This window comes from Anaerotruncus sp. AF02-27, from assembly GCF_003465835.1.
Classification (GTDB): Bacteria; Bacillota; Clostridia; order Oscillospirales; family Ruminococcaceae; genus Anaerotruncus; species Anaerotruncus rubiinfantis.
Genome location: NZ_QSBX01000019.1, coordinates 1 through 16,582, shown reverse-complemented (window position 1 = coordinate 16,582; position 16,582 = coordinate 1). Strand labels below are relative to the sequence as shown.

20 protein-coding genes are annotated in these 16,582 nt (G+C 57.2%); 8 read left to right on the top strand and 12 right to left on the bottom strand.

The genetic code is table 11. The features are described from left to right. Window positions 1-85: 85 nt before the first annotated feature. Both DWV16_RS13410 and glpK read right to left on the bottom strand, forming a co-directional pair. On the bottom strand, window positions 86-760 hold the full coding sequence (locus DWV16_RS13410) for a hypothetical protein (protein WP_066457643.1): 675 nt from the start codon (window positions 758-760) through the stop codon (window positions 86-88). 3 nt (window positions 761-763) lie between these two features. Continuing rightward, window positions 764-2,251 carry a glycerol kinase GlpK gene (glpK, locus tag DWV16_RS13405; RefSeq protein ID WP_066457640.1) on the bottom strand — a complete coding sequence of 496 codons (1,488 nt, stop codon included), beginning with the start codon at window positions 2,249-2,251 and terminating at the stop codon, window positions 764-766. Between the two features lie 106 nt (window positions 2,252-2,357). Between glpK and DWV16_RS13400 the strand changes: the two genes are divergently transcribed. Beyond that, the gene (locus DWV16_RS13400; protein ID WP_066457629.1) at window positions 2,358-2,723 is read left to right on the top strand and encodes a metal-dependent transcriptional regulator; all 366 of its coding nucleotides are present in this window, start codon (window positions 2,358-2,360) and stop codon (window positions 2,721-2,723) included. Window positions 2,724-2,778: 55 nt separating this feature from the next. Here DWV16_RS13400 and DWV16_RS13395 read toward each other — a convergent pair whose 3' ends face one another. The 8 genes from DWV16_RS13395 to DWV16_RS13360 form a co-directional block, all read right to left on the bottom strand. Beyond that, window positions 2,779-3,945, bottom strand: coding sequence for a cation diffusion facilitator family transporter (locus tag DWV16_RS13395; protein WP_118479711.1), 1,167 nt, complete (start codon window positions 3,943-3,945; stop codon window positions 2,779-2,781). Between the two features lie 24 nt (window positions 3,946-3,969). Continuing rightward, window positions 3,970-4,206, bottom strand: a complete 237-nt coding sequence (locus DWV16_RS13390; protein WP_066457624.1) for a DUF3006 domain-containing protein — start codon at window positions 4,204-4,206, stop codon at window positions 3,970-3,972. A 73-nt stretch (window positions 4,207-4,279) separates the two neighbouring features. Beyond that, entirely contained in the window at window positions 4,280-4,906 is a 627-nt protein-coding gene (locus DWV16_RS13385; protein ID WP_066457621.1) for an AAA family ATPase, read from the bottom strand. 85 nt (window positions 4,907-4,991) lie between these two features. Beyond that, window positions 4,992-6,311: a sodium-dependent transporter gene (locus DWV16_RS13380; RefSeq protein ID WP_066457618.1), complete on the bottom strand. Its 1,320-nt coding sequence runs from the start codon at window positions 6,309-6,311 to the stop codon at window positions 4,992-4,994. A gap of 126 nt (window positions 6,312-6,437) precedes the next feature. Beyond that, window positions 6,438-8,033 (bottom strand): cell wall metabolism sensor histidine kinase WalK, encoded by a 1,596-nt coding sequence (locus tag DWV16_RS13375; RefSeq protein ID WP_118479709.1) that lies wholly within the window; start codon window positions 8,031-8,033, stop codon window positions 6,438-6,440. Continuing rightward, window positions 8,017-8,691, bottom strand: coding sequence for a response regulator transcription factor (locus DWV16_RS13370; RefSeq protein WP_066457614.1), 675 nt, complete (start codon window positions 8,689-8,691; stop codon window positions 8,017-8,019). The genes DWV16_RS13375 and DWV16_RS13370 overlap by 17 nt, the downstream gene beginning before the upstream one ends. 31 nt (window positions 8,692-8,722) lie before the next feature. Continuing rightward, window positions 8,723-9,088: a hypothetical protein gene (locus tag DWV16_RS18895; protein WP_147349471.1), complete on the bottom strand. Its 366-nt coding sequence runs from the start codon at window positions 9,086-9,088 to the stop codon at window positions 8,723-8,725. Between the two features lie 487 nt (window positions 9,089-9,575). After that, window positions 9,576-9,779 (bottom strand): helix-turn-helix domain-containing protein, encoded by a 204-nt coding sequence (locus DWV16_RS13360; protein WP_066457610.1) that lies wholly within the window; start codon window positions 9,777-9,779, stop codon window positions 9,576-9,578. 92 nt (window positions 9,780-9,871) lie between these two features. Between DWV16_RS13360 and DWV16_RS13355 the strand changes: the two genes are divergently transcribed. Next, window positions 9,872-10,099, top strand: coding sequence for a helix-turn-helix domain-containing protein (locus tag DWV16_RS13355; RefSeq protein WP_118479705.1), 228 nt, complete (start codon window positions 9,872-9,874; stop codon window positions 10,097-10,099). Between the two features lie 276 nt (window positions 10,100-10,375). Here the strand turns inward: DWV16_RS13355 and pduL are convergent, their stop codons facing one another. Then, window positions 10,376-10,951 carry a phosphate propanoyltransferase gene (pduL, locus tag DWV16_RS13350; protein ID WP_118479703.1) on the bottom strand — a complete coding sequence of 192 codons (576 nt, stop codon included), beginning with the start codon at window positions 10,949-10,951 and terminating at the stop codon, window positions 10,376-10,378. 275 nt (window positions 10,952-11,226) lie between these two features. On the opposite strand from pduL, the gene DWV16_RS13345 reads away from it, so the two are divergent. From DWV16_RS13345 to DWV16_RS13335, 4 genes are all read left to right on the top strand, one after another. Beyond that, complete coding sequence (locus DWV16_RS13345; RefSeq protein ID WP_066457603.1) at window positions 11,227-11,790, top strand: uracil-DNA glycosylase family protein; 564 nt, start codon at window positions 11,227-11,229, stop codon at window positions 11,788-11,790. 114 nt (window positions 11,791-11,904) lie between these two features. Further along, entirely contained in the window at window positions 11,905-12,261 is a 357-nt protein-coding gene (locus DWV16_RS13340) for an ATPase (protein WP_187116824.1), read from the top strand. 6 nt (window positions 12,262-12,267) lie between these two features. After that, a complete protein-coding gene (locus DWV16_RS19105; protein ID WP_158572887.1) occupies window positions 12,268-12,414 on the top strand; it encodes a hypothetical protein in 147 nt (48 codons plus the stop codon). Beyond that, complete coding sequence (locus DWV16_RS13335; protein ID WP_118479701.1) at window positions 12,411-13,952, top strand: recombinase family protein; 1,542 nt, start codon at window positions 12,411-12,413, stop codon at window positions 13,950-13,952. Before DWV16_RS19105 ends, DWV16_RS13335 begins: the two co-directional genes overlap by 4 nt. A 5-nt stretch (window positions 13,953-13,957) precedes the next feature. Here the strand turns inward: DWV16_RS13335 and DWV16_RS13330 are convergent, their stop codons facing one another. Then, window positions 13,958-14,716 carry an IclR family transcriptional regulator gene (locus DWV16_RS13330; RefSeq protein WP_158572885.1) on the bottom strand — a complete coding sequence of 253 codons (759 nt, stop codon included), beginning with the start codon at window positions 14,714-14,716 and terminating at the stop codon, window positions 13,958-13,960. Between the two features lie 216 nt (window positions 14,717-14,932). On the opposite strand from DWV16_RS13330, the gene DWV16_RS13325 reads away from it, so the two are divergent. Further along, window positions 14,933-15,880, top strand: a complete 948-nt coding sequence (locus DWV16_RS13325) for a sugar kinase (RefSeq protein WP_066457598.1) — start codon at window positions 14,933-14,935, stop codon at window positions 15,878-15,880. Window positions 15,881-15,894: 14 nt separating this feature from the next. Continuing rightward, window positions 15,895-16,539, top strand: a complete 645-nt coding sequence (locus DWV16_RS13320) for a bifunctional 4-hydroxy-2-oxoglutarate aldolase/2-dehydro-3-deoxy-phosphogluconate aldolase (protein ID WP_066457589.1) — start codon at window positions 15,895-15,897, stop codon at window positions 16,537-16,539. The last annotated feature ends 43 nt before the right edge of the window (window positions 16,540-16,582 follow it).

The window sequence follows — 16,582 nt, the reverse complement described above, 5'->3', positions numbered from 1 at the left end:
CATTATCAAATTCTAGCATTCCCATTTTCAGCGGAGTTAAAAGCCTGATAAAAAAATACCCGCGGCTTTTCTGGCGTTTTGCGGCTCATCGGATTTTGATCTTTCCCGTTTGGAAATCCTCCCGGTTCAGCTCCCGACCGCCGGGCAGGGAAATGATAAGGATGTTCCATTCATTTTTGTTCTTTTTACGGTTGACCGTTTCGTGCGAATAACCCGCCCGCACCCGCTCGATCTCGCAGAGCGGGTGCAGCTCGCTCCAGGCGGCGAGCGCCCGGTCCGCCAGCTTTTCCCTCATTTCGGCCTGCGATGGAAGCGGCGTGTCCGCGCTCTCCAAAAGATCCACGTGCAGGGTGCTTTTCAACGTGCCGAAATCGGATAGGTGCGCGCAATGGTAAAGTCCGATCCAGTTTCCCGCATTCCGCGCGTTCAGCATCCTCAATTTATCGGAGAGCCCAGTCTGCGCCTCGTAAGCCTCCGACCGTTTCGGGTCCTGGATCGTCCCGTCGATCAGGTCAAATTCCAGATTGACCGATTCCCCGGAAACGGCAAACACAGCGCCGTACCGCCCGCTGACCGGGTTATAGTTTGCCAGCCAGCCGCTTTGGCGCGTTGCGCCGGGATAGATTTCGTCGGCATAGCGGCCCAGCGCCACCGACGCCGCCAGGTTCCCGGCAAGCGGCAGGAGAAGCAGCAGAGGCAAAAGGAACAGCACCCGCTTCCAAAGCTTTGTCCGCCGGGCATTCGCTTTTTTCTTGTCCATGGCTCAGTCTTTTGCCCAGCCGAGGCTCCTGCCAACCGCCTTGCGCCAGCCGTCTAAAAGCTGTCCGCGGCGATCTTCGTCCATATCCGGCTGAAACGAAGTGTCGCAGCTCCAGAGTTTCCGGATCTCGTCCTGGCTTTTCCAGACGCCGGTCGCGAGCCCCGCGAGATATGCCGCGCCAAGCGCCGTCGTTTCACGGATCATCGGGCGGCGCACCCGTTTCCCCAGGATATCCGCCTGGAACTGCATCAGAAACCGGTCGCGGCTCGCTCCGCCGTCCACCTTGAGCTCCTGCATCGGAATGCCGGTATCCTTCTCCATCGCCTCCACAAGTTCGAGGCTCTGATAGGCGATCGATTCCTGCGCCGCGCGGATGATATGCTCCCGGCGGGTCCCACGGGTGATCCCCACAATGCAGCCGCGCGCATACATATCCCAGTGCGGCGCGCCAAGGCCGGTAAACGCCGGAACCAGATAGACTCCGCCGGTGCCGTCCACCTTTTGGGCGTAGTATTCCGCGTCGCGGCTTTCAGTGATGAAGCGCATTTCGTCGCGCAGCCATTGGATCACCGCGCCGCCCACAAACACACTACCCTCAAGCGCATACTGCACCTTGCCGCCAAGCCCGACCGCAATGGTGGTGAGCAAGCCGTTCTTGCTTTCACAGGGCGTTTGGCCGGTATTCATGAGCAGAAAACAGCCGGTGCCGTAAGTATTCTTCGCCTCGCCCTTTTCAAAGCAGCACTGCCCGAACAGCGCCGCCTGCTGGTCACCCGCGATCCCCGCGATTGGGATCTGCACGTCCTGCACGGTGGCATAGCCGTAAACCTCGCTCGAATCGCGCACCGCGGGCAGCATTTGCGCCGGGATATCGAGCGCCCGAAGCAGCGTTTCGTCCCAGCAGAGCTTTTTGATATTGTAGAGCATGGTGCGCGACGCGTTCGTGTAGTCGGTGACATGCGCCCGCCCGCCTGTCAGCTTCCAGATCAGCCAGCTGTCCACCGTGCCGAACAGCACTTCTCCGCGCGCGGCGCGTTCCCGCGCCCCGGGCACCTTGTCCAGAATCCATTTGATCTTGGTCGCGGAAAAGTACGCGTCCGGAACCAGGCCGGTCGCTTCCCGGATATAATCCCCGAGTCCGTCCTTTACGAGCGCGTCCACAAGATCGGCCGTGCGGCGGCACTGCCAGACGATCGCATTGTGGATCGGGCGGCCGGTTTCGCGATCCCACAGGACGGTCGTTTCCCGCTGGTTGGTCACGCCGATCGCCGCGATTTCCCGCACGTTTACACCGCTTTTCGCAATCACTTCCATCATGACCGCGTACTGCGACGAATAGATCTCCATCGGGTCATGTTCGACCCATCCTTCCTTCGGATAGATCTGCGTAAATTCCTTCTGCGCCATCTCCACGATGTTCTGTTCCCGGTCAAACAGGATCGCCCGCGAGCTGGTCGTCCCCTGGTCGAGCGCCAGGACATATTCCGCCATCTGCAACACTCCTTTTTCCCATTTTAACATGTCCTTTACTTGCGGACAAGGCGCAATTATGTTAAGATATCATCAGGGAAACAATTTGTCCGAAAGGCGGGTCTTTATGCAGGAATCCGGTGAGAATTATCTCGAAACAATCCTCTTGCTCGAGGATAAAAACGGCACCGTCCGTTCGATCGATATCGCAAATGAGCTGGACTACACCAAGCCGAGCGTCAGCCGCGCCATGCGCATCCTGCGGGAAAGCGGCTTGATCACAATGGACGAAAACGGCCGGATCCTGCTGACCGCCGCGGGACGGGAAAAAGCAAACGCCATCTACGAACGGCACCGTTGTCTCACCCGCTACCTCACCATCACCCTCGGCATCGATGAGGCGCTCGCCGCGCGGGATGCCTGCCGGATTGAGCATGTGATCAGCGAGGAAACCTTCGCCAAAGTCAAAGAATTTGTGAAAAATGCAATTTAAGAAATAGAAAAGGGCCGGGATGCGTCAGCCTGACGCGCCCCGGCCTTTTTTCGCTCTATACAAAGCTCTGTTCCACGCGGATAACCGCGTAATATTTCTCACTGAGGAACTGCACGCCGTCGCGCACCCTGTCTGCCACCTGCTTATCCGAGAGATGGAAACGGTGCGGCACCGACACATCAAAAATGAGATTTGTGTGGGTCATCCCCTGCACCATCCGGAAATCGTGAATGGAAAGCGCCGGGTCGATCCGCTTGACCATCTCCTCAACCTGACCGCGCACCGCAGCCGTGACCTTGTCGTCGGTCGCAACCGGGTCCATGTGGATGGTGACGTCACAGTTGAATTTGTGGCGCAATTCCAGTTCAATCAAGTCGATCGCGTCGTGCATGGCGAGGATATCCATATTGCAGGGCACCTCCGCATGCAGCGAAACGATCCGCCGGCCCGGGCCATAGTCATGGATGATCAGGTCGTGCACACCGATCACCTCCGGATGAGAGCGGACCGTGTCTTCAATTTCCCGTACCAAAGCGGTGTCCGGCGCCTGCCCCAGAAGCGGCGACAGGCTGTCGCGCGCGGTGGTAAAACCAGAATAGAGAATGAAAGCCGCCACCAGCATGCCGCTCCAGCCATCAATATTGATGCCGGTGAAGCGGGTGAACAGTACGCCGAGCGCAACGGCCGCGGTCGCGACCGCGTCGGTGAGGCTGTCGGCGGAGGTGGCCTTCATCGCGGTGGAATTGATCATATTGCCGAGCGTGCGGTTAAAATAACACATCCAGACTTTCACCAGGATCGACACAACGAGGATTGCGAACGAAAGCGGCCGGAACAGCACTTCTTCCGGCCGCAGGATCTTGCCAAACGAACTGCGCAGCAGCTCGAACCCGACCAGCAGAATGGCCATTGAGATCGCAAGGCCGGTCAGGTATTCGATCCGTCCGTGGCCGAACGGATGCTCGCTGTCAGCCGGCATTCCCGCCATTTTAAGGCCGACCAGCGTCACCACCGATGAGCCCGCGTCCGAAAGGTTATTGAACGCGTCGGCCATGATTGCAATCGACGCGGTCAGCATGCCCGCGGCAAATTTCGCGCCAAACAGGCACAGGTTTAAAAAAATCCCCACGCCGCCAGCCAACACGCCGAACGCCCCCCGCACAGCGGGGTCCTCCGTCCTGTTGGAATCCTTGATAAAAAGCCGTACCAATAATCGAATCATCTGCAGCGTCCCTATCTTCCAAAATCAGTCTTCCCAGAGGCTTTCGAGCTTCTTTTCAATCCGCTCACGGCGGGCGGCGGTCTCATCCTCGTCGATCCGCCACATGCCGTATTCGAGGATCAGCACGTCGCCCTCGCGCACCTCCTCCGGGAGCAGCAAAAGCGGCACCTCCCGCTGGACGTTCTCCTCGTTCAGGCAGACCGCGAATCCGCCCTCAAAACGGTCAACCGTGTACCGGTTTGCAAAATCGCCTGTGATCATATTTCTCCACGCTCCATAAAATCCGGGGCGAGGCAAGGCCACGTCCCGGACTGATTTTCAAGCTTTCTCTTCTTCAACGGGCGTCCTGGCGCATCCCGGCAAACTGTTTGATCAGTTCAACCGCGTTGTCCCCACCGATTACGCTACTGTCGATGGCAAGATGGTAGTTGGCCGTTTCACCCCATTTTTTGTCCGAATAGGCATTGTAATAGGCCGCGCGCTTTTTGTCTGTTTTGACAATGAGATCCTTCGCCTCGTTCGAAGAAAGCTCGTGCAGCTCTTTGATCCGCGCCACCCGGTATCCCAGCGGCGCATGGATGAACACGTTGATGCAGTCCGGGTCGCCGCGCAGAGCATAGTCGGCGCACCGGCCCACGATGACGCAGTCGGATTTCTTCGCCAGCTTCTGGATTGTTTCGAACTGGGCGAGGAACAGTTTCTGGGTAAGCGGGATGTTGGACGCACCCGCGATGTTTCCGACCGAATAGGGATTGACCGACAACGAGTAGAGCAGGCTGCTGACCGGTTTTTCATCGTTGCTTTCAAACAGTTCCCTGCAGATGCCGCTTTCCTGCGCGGCGATTTCCAGCAGCTCCTTGTCATAGAACGCGATTCCCAGCTCATCCGCCAGCTTTTTGCCGATCTCGCGGCCGCCGCTGCCGAACTCCCTTCCGATGGTGATGACCGTCCGTTTTGCCATGATAACCGCTCCTTTCGTATTGGCCGTTCAATGGCTCCCCTGTGATATAATTATACATCAAACTTTTCACTTTGTATAGTCGGATTCATCCGATCCCCTGATAGATGACGCTGAACGCCACCACCGCCGCCGCGAGCAAAACATACAGATATTTCGCACAGAAATCGAACGCTTTCCCGAGGGGCTTACTACGCCCGCGCATCAGTTCCGCCCGAATTTTCGGCAGGCCCAGCACCCAGTAGATCATCACCGCGCCGAGTACCGCGCCCGCGGGCACCACATAGATCGTGATCATATCCATCCATCTGCCCATGTACGGCTCATATTCAATAAAGACGCCGACCGCGAAGGCCACCGCGCCCACCAGCAGCATCGCCGGGACACGCGCCAAACGCAGATGACGCTGCACCGCTTCCCCGACCACCTCGAACATATTGACGAGCGAAGTGATCCCCGCGAACAGCACCGACAAAAAGAACAGCACCGCGAACAGCCGCCCCGCAGGCATCTGTGCAAACACTTTGGGAAGGGTGATGAAGAGCAGCGGCGGTCCCTTCTGCGGGTCGAGCCCAAACGCAAAAACCGCCGGAATGATCGCAAATCCCGCAATCAGCGCCGCGACCGTGTCGAGCGCCGCCGTAAGGCCGGACGAATGGACAATGTCCTCCTTTTTGGAAAGGTAGCTGCCGTAGATGATCATGCCGGAACCGGTGATCGAAAGGGAGAAGAACGCCTGCCCCATCGCCATGATCCAGGTCTCAGGCCGCAGCAGTTGTTCCCAGTGCGGGATGAGCAGATAGGCGTAGCCCTCCGCCGCGCCGGGCAGGAACGCCACCCGTACCGCGATGATCAAAAACAGGATGAAGAAGGAAGGCATCATGACCTTGTTGACCTTTTCGATCCCCTCCACCGCGCCGCAGGCAAGCACCAGCACGGTGATCACGATCACCGCCAGATGCCACGGGACACTGCCAAAAGGGCCGGTCATCTGGGCAAAAAATTCACCCGCGTCGGAATCGAGCATCGCGCCGGTCAGCGATCCGAACATCGAACGCAGGACCCAGCCTACCACGATCGAATACCCGATCGCGATACCGAGCGAGCCGAACAGTGGAATCGCCCCTAAAAATTTGCCGCCGCGCTTGCCGCGGGACTTCATCGCATAGTCGTACGAACCGATCGGTCCGGTTCCCGTGAGCCGTCCAAGGCCGAATTCGCCCGAGAGCCCCACCCAGCCGAACAGCGCCACAAACAGAAAATAGGGAATCAGGAACGCCGCGCCGCCATACTGCCCGACCCGGTATGGGAACATCCAGATGTTGCCCATGCCGACTGCCGACCCCACCGACGCCATGACAAAGCCGATCTTGGTTGCAAATTCACCGCTGTTTTTCATTTCCGCCATTGTCCTTCTCCTCGCCACGCGCTTTTCAGATAACCATATCATACAGGATTCCCCAGGAAAAGTCCAATCAAACATAAAAACCTCCGGACCGGCAAATACCGTTTGTCGGTCCGGAGGCCACTTTTTTTACACGTCCGCGCTTTCTTCATCCGCCTCTTCGGCATCTTCCTCATCGTCGAAATCCGCCAGTTCCAACTCAAACCAGAACCGGACCCCGGTTTCGGTGTTCTCCACGCCGTAGGCCTGATGATGCGCTTCCATAATCACTTTAACGATCGCAAGCCCCAGCCCGTAGCTGTCGCCCGTCGTGCGGGACTTGTCCGCGCGGTAGAAACTGTCGAACAGGCTGCCGATATCCTCCTCACTGATCGGATTCCCACTGTTTTCCACCGCGACGCGGCAGCGGTTTTCGATTCTCTTTGCCGTCACCAGGACCCGGCCGCCGTCCGGCACGTATTTGGCCGCATTTTCAAACAGGTTGGTCACCACCTGTTCGATTTTAGCAAAGTCCGCCGTGACAATGAAGGCGTCCTCCAGTTCCTGCCGGACTTCGATGCCGCGCTTTTCAGTGAGGATCGTGTGGTTATAGATGACCGCATCCACCACTTCGCTCAGGCAGAAAAAGGAATATTCCACCTTATCGATGCCGCTTTCAAGTTTCGACAGCCCAAGCAGTTTGCCCACCATCCGCGAGAGCTTGTTGCCTTCGCTGACGATGATCTCACAGTATTCCCGGTCGGCATCCGAAAGGTTCTCATCCTCCCGCAGCGCCTCCGCATAGCTGATCATCAGGGTGAGCGGGGTCTTGAAATCGTGAGAGACGTTCGCCACAAACTGCTGGCGCATCCGGTCTGTCTGCTGCTGGCGGACAAGGTCGCTTTGCAGCACCGCGTTTGCTTCCCGCATCTGGTCGACCGCCTGCTGCAAGTCGTCCGACATCCGGTTGATGCTCGCCGCGAGCATGGAAATCTCATCTCCGCCGCGCGCTTCGCATTTCTGGGAGAAATCGAGTTTGGAAATCTGGCCCGCAACCTCCTGAATCCGGCTGAGCGGCTTTGTAATCCGCCCAACTACAAAATAGATCACCACCGAACCGCACAGCAGAATCGCAATCGAAAGCAGCGCGGTATATTTCACCGCGAGGTCGGCGGTCGATTTGATATATCCGCGCGGCGTCTGGATGTAAAGAAAAACATTGTCGTCCAGTCTGACCGACAAACTCAGTGAATCCTCTTTATACTTGTCATCCTGGCCTTCTGTTTTTTTCCCTTCCCAGCCCGTTCTCTTACCGTTTTCACCGCCCGTTTCGATCAGAAAATCCGTCCCGGTGCGCTTGATCCGTTCGAGCAGCATCGTTTCCCGCTCCTGGATCTTTTTTTCAATCTCCGGCGGCAGCGGCACGCCAAGCGGCGGATTGTCCCACTGGTTGCGGGAATGGTAATCGATCTGAAGCTTGCCGTCCCCACTGAGCGAAAGCAGCATCACCTCGGTGTTTTTGCTTTCCGTCCGGCTGAGCACCTCATAAATTTCATCGCTGTTCTTCTGATAAGCCGTCTGGATATCCCGTGCATTCTCCCGCAGCTCATAGAGCTTGTTGGTCTGGTAAAACCCTTCAAACAGCGAAGACCCCATCACAAGAAGAATGATAACATTTAAAATCAAAATGAGCAAAATGACCGAGAAAAGCTTACGTTTGACGCTCCATTTATTCCAGCCACTCAAATTTGTAACCAACCTTTCGTACGGTCACGATATTTTTGGCGTACTTTCCGAGCTTTGCGCGCAGGCATTTGATATGTGTGTCAACCGTGCGGTCGTCTCCGTTGTAATCCATATCCCATACTGTACACAGGATCTGATCCCGCGTAAGGACAATATTCACATTTTTCAGCAGGTAATAAAGCAGGTCAAATTCCTTCGGTGTGGTGATAATTTTCTCCCCGTCGACCGTCACAGTACGTTCCCGGTACAGGATCTTTACCCCGCCGGCCTCCACATCGCTCATGTCGTTGACCGTGGTGCGCTTTAACAGGTTTTTTACCCTTGTCACCAGAATGGTCGGGGAAAACGGCTTGGAGATATATTCATCCGCACCCATCCGGAAACCCTGTACTTCGTCATGTTCGCTGTCACGGGCAGTCAGCATGAGGATCGGCACGTCCGACCGGCCCCGAATCTCCCGGCAGGCGTCATAGCCGTCCTTTTTCGGCATCATAACGTCCAGCATGACCAGCACAACATCCTCATTGTTCTCGAACTTTTCAATCGCCTGTTCCCCGTCCGCGGCTTCAATTACCTTGAAACCCTCCCGCACCAGGTAGCTCGCCACGAGCTGGCGGATTTTCGCTTCGTCTTCTGCAATCAAAATTTTGCTGTCCATACGCGCACCTCATCTTTTTTGTTTCTGTTTTTCAGTATGCGATGGAAATGTGTTCCCAATGTGTGCAAATTTCGGCTTTTCTGAAAAACCTGCAAACATTCACGCGTGTCGCCGCGCGGGCGGGAATCAAGCGGCTTTGCCGCTTGAGAATCACGAGCGCCCTCCGCGCGCCCGGGCCCCATTTCTTGCCCGTGCAAGAAGCGGGAATCAAGCGGCTTTGCCGCTTGAGAATCACCGGCGCCCTCCGCGCGCCCGGGCCCCATTTCTTGCCCGGGCAAGAAGCGGGAATCAAGCGGCTTTGCCGCTTGAGAATCACCGGCGCCCTCCGCGCGCCCGGGCCCCATTTCTTGCCCGGGCAAGAAGCGGGAATCAAGCGGCTTTGCCGCTTGAGAATCACTGGCGCCCTCCGCGCGCCCGGGCCCCATTTCTTGCCCGTGCAAGAAGCGGGAATCAAGCGGCTTTGCCGCTTGAGAATCACTGGCGCCCTCCGCGCGCCCGGGCCCCATTTCTTGCCCGTGCAAGAAGCGGGAATCAAGCGGCTTTGCCGCTTGAGAATCACTGGCGCCCTCCGCGCGCCCGGGCCCCATTTCTTGCCCGTGCAAGAAATGGGGGAAAGAACACGCCAAGGGGGAACCCCTTGGAACCCCACCGCCGCTGATTGCTTCGCAAAGGCGGCGGCCGCGTCCTTAGACTTCGAGACTTGCATCGCAAGCGCTCCCAATGAAACGGTCAGCTCAGGACTGATGGAAACGTATTGTGCTCCCAGGTTATGGGCAGGCTGCAAAATCCGGGCGGATCACGCGATCAATCGATGCCGGTAACATTCCCGTTGTTGGCATTGGCGCGAAAAGCGCCATCGCCGCCGCAGGGCGGCGATTTCTTAATCAGCGCTTATCTGTACGTCCTACCAAATAATCCAATGAAACCTTGTAAAAGTCACAAATTCGGATCAACTGCTCAATTGGCACATTGATATTTCCATTCTCGTAATCAGAATATGTGCTCTGCGTTACGTTCAAATACTCCGCAAGCTCTTTTTGTTTCATGTCTGAATCGACTCGTAAATCTTTGATTCGTCTAATTAGCATAATTATCACCTCAACTTTAGTATAAAATATCGGCATTACCCATATTTACAAATATAGGTACTGCCGATATAATTATTTTAGAGGTGATTGTCATGATTTATCCACGAGTCAAAGAATTACGATTGGAGAAAGGGCTGACGCAAAGGCAGGCTGCCAGCGCGACCGGCGTTTCGCTGTCCGCGTACCGCAGAATGGAAACCACGGGGCACATTTACGACTATGAGCTGGTGCAGCTTTCGATTTTTTACGATGTTCCCACAGATTACATCCTTAACAGAACCGACCAACGGGAAATTCATCGAGCGCGGAGCGCAATTTAAAATCGGCTTGTCCGCTTTGCGCGCAGCGCATTTTTGCGCCGGGCGCAAAAATATGTCCCGCGTGCTTTTCATCACGCGGGACACAACGTTTTGTCTCAGCAGATTGCGCGCGATCTTTGCCGCAGGCAACGAAATCGCGCGCACGGGGCCGCGGGGTGTCCCCGCGTGTCTTCTTTCGTCCATTTCTTGGACAAGCAAGAAATGGACCCCGGGCGCGCGGAGGGCGCAATGCCAACGCTCACAGAGCGCAAAGCCGCGGCGCATGCAAGGCGCCAATTATCTTACGATTTCGCCCCAGACTTCGCCAGCGCAGCCAGCGGCATTGGCCTCGTCGGTATCGATGTGCATTGCCGGAGAGAATTTCTCGCTGACACGCACGACGACATCTCCGAAAACGAGCGGGCGGGAAGCCGGATCAACCTTGACCGAAACGATCTCCTTGTCCTTGACGCCAAGTTCGGTGGCAGCTTCCGGAGTGAGATGAATGTGGCGTTTGGCCGCGATCAGGCCCTCTTTGAGCTCGACCTCGCCGCACGGGCCGACCAACTTGCAGCCAGCGCTTCCGGCAATATCGCCCGATTCACGAACCGGCGCGCTCACACCGAGGGTTCTGGCATCGGTGAGGGAAACTTCGATCTGGGTTGCCGGGCGGGTCGGTCCGAGGATCGAAACGCCGGAGATGGTTTTCTTGGGGCCAACCACATCAACGCGCTCGACGCACGCATACTGTCCAGGCTGGGAAAGATCCTTTTTCGGGGTCAATTTGGCTCCTTTGCCGAACAGAGTTTCCAGATCCTGCTCTGTCACGTGAACATGCCGCGCGGAAGTTTCAACAATAAATTTTCCTGCCATTTAGGTATTCCTCCATATGATAAAATTTGCTAGGTTTCTTTGTTTATTTTACGATGTTAGAGGGCCATTTGCAAGTATTGTTAAACTATTAACAATACTTTATTCCTGCCCTGCGTATGGTATAATAACCGCAGAGCAGTTATTATACCTTTTTATGCGCAGGACGATCCGCGCCTTTGGCGCTGCTGTCCCAATGCGCCATTATCCCACCGCGCGCTTCGCGCTTGTGGTATAATAAAAGACAACAAGTTTTAACTCGGATAAAGGAGCAGATTATGATAGAAGATTTTGAAGCCCTGCGACAGACCGTTCTTTCCTGCAAAAACTGCAAGCTCTGCGAGACCCGTCACAACGTCGTCTTTGGCGTGGGCAATCCGCAGTCAAAGGTGATGTTCATTGGGGAAGGCCCGGGCGAAAATGAGGATTTGCAGGGCGAGCCGTTTGTCGGCCGCGGCGGACAGCTGCTCGACAAGATGCTCACCCATGTCGGCCTCTCACGCAATGAAAACGTCTATATTGCCAACATGGTCAAATGCCGCCCGCCCAAAAACCGCGACCCGGAAAAGGACGAGCTCGAAGCCTGCATCGGCTATCTGCGCAACCAGGTGCATCTGATCCGCCCGAAAATCATCGTCTGCCTGGGCCGGATCGCGGCCTGCGCGATCATCGACCCAGGCTTCAAGGTCACCAAGCAGCACGGCGAGTTCTACGACCGAAACGGTACTCTGATGATGGGCACCTTCCACCCGGCGGCCCTGCTGCGAAACCCGGGCAGCAAGCCCGCCGCACTTGAAGATTTTCTGAAACTGCGCGAAAAACTGGACAGCCTGCCAGACTGAGCTTTCTAAAAAAACGCCGGATTCCTTATGGTTTAGGCAGTTTTTCAATTCTTTTCACCAAACGCCTCCCAAACGAATACCATGTGGTAACAATCGTTTTGGGAGGATTTTTCTATGAATAACAGCACAAAACCTTACCACTTCTTCCTGGGCGCGAATACGCCGCAGGGATTTGTTTCCCGCTTTGACCAGCTTGCCGATGCGAATGACGGCTGGCGTGAATTTGTCATCAAAGGCGGGCCCGGCACCGGCAAATCTTCCTTGATGAAAAAGGTCGCCGAACATGCCGGCGGACGCTGTTCCCATGTGGAACTCATCCACTGCTCCTCCGACGTTGATTCGCTTGACGGCGTGATCCTCGGAGATATCAAAACCTCAATTGCGGATGGTACCGCGCCCCATGACGGGAGGACCGTTCTCAAAAACCCGCATACGCGGGATTGTCCAGCGCATAAGGATACGCTGAGGTGATCCAGCATGAAACAACCAGACTTGATCCTCCGGGAAGAATTCCGTTCCGAGAAAGAAGCCGAACGCGCCCAGAATTTACAGCAGCTCCTGGAGACCTGCCTCGCCCTGATGCTTGAAGCCCAGTCGGATGCGGAAAGCAGGCGGGACAGATGACCTGCGCCGTCTATTGCCGCCTGAGCCGCGAGGACGAGGGGCGCGGCGCGGCGGAAAGCGAAAGCATTCAGAACCAGAAGGCCCTGCTCATCGCCTATGCCGAGAAGCAGGGCTGGGAGATCTGCCGGATTTACAGCGACGAGGACTATTCCGGCGCGGACCGCGCCCGGCCCGCTTTCAACGAACTGCTCCGGGATGCCCAAGCGGGAAAATTCCAAGTGGTGCTCTGCAAAAACCAATCCCGTTTCACCCGTGACATGGAACTGGTGGAAAAATATCTGCACGGTCTGTTCCCGCTCTGGGGCGTCCGGTTCGTCGCGGTGGTGGACAACGCGGACACCGCGGCGCGCGGCAACAAAAAAGCCCGCCAGATCAACGGGCTGGTCAACGAATGGTACCTGGAAGACCTTTCAGAAAACATCCGGGCAGTCCTTGACCAGAAGCGCCGGGATGGACAGTACATCGGCAGTTTCCCGCTTTACGGCTACCAGAAAGACCCCGCAGACCGGCACCATCTCATCCCGGACCCGACGGCGGCCGCCATCGTGCGGGAGATCTTTTCGCACTGTCTCTCCGGCATGGGCAAGCAGCGGATCGCCGATCTGCTCAACAGCCGCGGCGTCCCGAACCCCACCGCTTATAAGCGGCAGGCCGGGCTCGCCTATCAGAATGGCGCCGATTCCGGCAGCGGACGCTGGAGCCGCACCACTGTGGGTCGGATTTTACATAATGAGGTCTACTGCGGCACGCTGGTGCAGGGGGTCAAACGCAAGCCAAGCTACAAATCCGACCGGTGCTCCGCTGTTCCAAAAGAGGAATGGGTCCGGGTCCCCGGAACGCACGAACCGCTCATTGCGCCGGAAACCTTCGCAGCGGTACAGCGGCTGCTCTGCGCGCGTACCCGCTCGGATGGCAGCGGATCGGTCCATCTGCTGGCAGGACGGGTATTCTGCGCTGATTGCGGCGCGCCGATGATCAAGGTTTCCCATGTCTACAAGGGCCAAAAACACAGCTATCTGCAATGCTCCGCCTATGCAGCGAATCGGGCAATCCCCCACTGCACACGGCATTCGATCCGGCTTGACCGGCTGGAGGACGCGGTGGCTGCACGCATCCGCGGGTATGCCCATTCACTTTGCCGGATGCCGGATGGGCGCCGTCTTTCGCATGTGCGGGACGGGGAAGCGCTGATACTGGAGCGGAACGCCAAATCCCTGCGCGGGCAGATTACGCGGCGGGATGCGGCGGTGCGTTCTCTCTATCTCGACCATGCGCAGGGGCTTGTTCCCCCGGAAACCTTCCGCGAGCTCCTCGGACAGTTCTGTGCCGAACGCGAAACGCTGCAAGCGCGTCTGACGGCGCTTGAATCCCAACGACGCGAACAGCAAAACGCGCCCGGCATCGCCGGGCGCATCGAAAAGCTGTGGGGATTTGATCCCATCCCGCGCGCAGTCATCGGGCTGGTGGTGGGACGGATCGAAATTGGGGAACGCCAAACGGACGCAAGCCAGGAGATCCGCATCCAGTGGAATTTCTAAACCGCTTAAAAATGCAGGTGCGGAACAATTTTTTCGGCATAGCCCGCCGCGTCCCGCAAAAGCTGTTCGGCGCAGCGCTTCTTTCGGTCGTCATAACGAAAGACCGGCATCGCCACGCTGAGCGCGGCGGCCACCCGCCCACCCGATTCGACCGGAACGGCAATGCAGCGGACCGATTCGTTCGACTCTTCATTTTCATACGCGAAACCGGTGGCTTTGATCTCCTGAAGTTGCCGGTAAAGTTCCGAAAAGTCGGTAACTGTATGGGCGGTCAGGGGCCTGAGCCCGTCCGGATAGGTCTCACGAAGCTGCTCAAGGGTAAAATCGCGCAGAAGCGCCTTGCCGATTCCCGTGCCATAGGCCGCCAGCCGCCGCCCGATCATTGAATACATCCGGATGGGTTGCTGCTTGGGATCGACCTTCGCCAGATAAAGCACATCCCCTCTGTCAAGAATCCCAAAATGGCAGGTCTCTCCGCAGCCATCCACAATCTTCCACATCATCTCCACAAGGCTTTCGTAAGCGTTGGTATTTTGGATGCGGCTACCGATTTCAAAAAGGCGGTATCCCAGCGAATATGTCTGGGCCGCCTGGTCGTAATCGAGATATTGATGTTCCCGCAGGGTGCGCACGATTGGAAAAAGGGTGCTCACCGGGATATCCAGGCTTCGGGAAAGCTCGGACAGGGTATATTTTCCCGTGCCCGCCGACACCTGCTCCAGCACCGAAAGTACCCGGAGAGTGGGTTTATGTTCACTGGCCATATGTTCGCAGCCTTTCTCATATACAAATATAGTTTCATATTGTGAGATCATTATAGCCCGCCTGGTTTGGCCTTGTCAATTGCGCCCAATCAAAATTTTTCCGGGAGTCCATCCAAAAGCGCATTGACAACTGCTGAAAACGCTGGTACAATGCGTTTGTAAATGTTATTCGTAAATACGTTTTATTTTCTTATATGCGAAAACGGAGGGACTGTTATGCTGGACCTGGTTACCATTGGCGAAACGATGGTGGTCTTTATTCCAAGGGAAAGCGGCTATCTGCGCTATGTCTCGGAATTTACCAAAAAGACGGCCGGCGCGGAAAGCAACGTAGCGATCGGCCTTGCCAAGCTTGGGCATTCGAGCGGCTGGATCAGCAAGATCGGCAACGACGAATTCGGGGAATTTTTACTGCGTGAACTGCGCGGCGAGGGGGTGGATACCTCCCGGGTGCTCCGCTCGGGCACCAATCCCACTGGCCTCATGTTTAAGCAGTTTCGTTCCGGCGGCGAGACCAGCGTCTTTTATTACCGCCGCGATTCCGCCGCGAGCACCCTCTGTCCGGAGGATCTCGACGCAGATTACATCCGTTCTGCGCGGATCGTCCATCTGAGCGGCATCACCCCAGCGCTTTCCGCATCCTGCGCCGAAACCGTGCCGCACATCATGCGGATTGCCAGGGAGGCAGGCGCGCTGGTCAGCTTCGACCCCAATATCCGTCTGCGGCTCTGGGACGCCGCGCGCGCAAAACAAACCCTCGCGCCGCTGTTCGCCCAAAGCGACATCGTACTCATCGGGCAGGACGAAGGCGAAATGCTGGTGGGGGAAAGGGAACCGGAGGGGATCATCGCGGCGCTGCGCGCGCAAGGCGCGCGGTGGATCGCTGTGAAGATGGGCAAACGCGGCGCGATGGTCGCGGACCAGTCCGAAAGTTTTATGATCCCGATTGTAGACGGGCCGGTCGTCGACAATGTCGGCGCGGGGGACGCGTTTGACGCCGGTTTCCTGTGCGGCATCCTCGAAGGCTGCGGCGTGCGGGAATGCGGCGAAATGGGTTCCATCATGGGCGGCGCGGCGGTTTCCGCCAACGGCGACGTGGAGGGGCTCCCCAACCGGGAGCAGTTTGACCGCATCCGGCAAAAAGCAACCGTGATCTATCGATAAAGGAGGAGATATTTATGGGACAGACGGCATTTGAGCAGATACGCGAAACCGGCGTCGTTTCGATCCTGCGCGGCATCGCGGAAAAGGATCTGGAAGGAACGCTCGCGGCACTTTACGAAGGAGGCGTGCGCGCCGTCGAAATTACGCTGAACACCCCCGGCGCGCTGCGGATGATCGAACGCAGCCGGGAGCTTTATGGCGATCGGATGGCGGTCGGCGCGGGCACCGTGCTCGAAGCGGCCAGCGCACGCGCCGCAATCATCGCGGGCGCGGACTTTGTGCTGGCGCCTACCCTTTCGCTCCCAATGATCGAAATGTGTCTCACCTACGGCTGTCTCGCCATCCCAGGCGCTTTCTCCCCAACCGAAGTGCTCACCGCCTGGCAGGCGGGCGCGCAGATTGTCAAAGTGTTCCCATGCGGCAGCGTTGGGCCTGCCTATATCAAGGATCTGCGCGGACCGCTGCCGCAGATCCGCATGATGCCGGTCGGCGGCGTGACGCTCGATACCACACCCGCATTTTTTGCGGCGGGCGCCTGCTCGGTCGGCGTCGGCTCGAGCCTTTTTGATCCGAAGCTTGCGGCCGAGGGGCGTTTCGACGAGCTGCGGGACCGGGCAGCCAGTTATATCGGACTTGCCAAAGCACGCAAAGTGCGCTAGGTTTTCCAAAAAGCATAAGAGGCGTGCAGCCCAATGGGCTGCA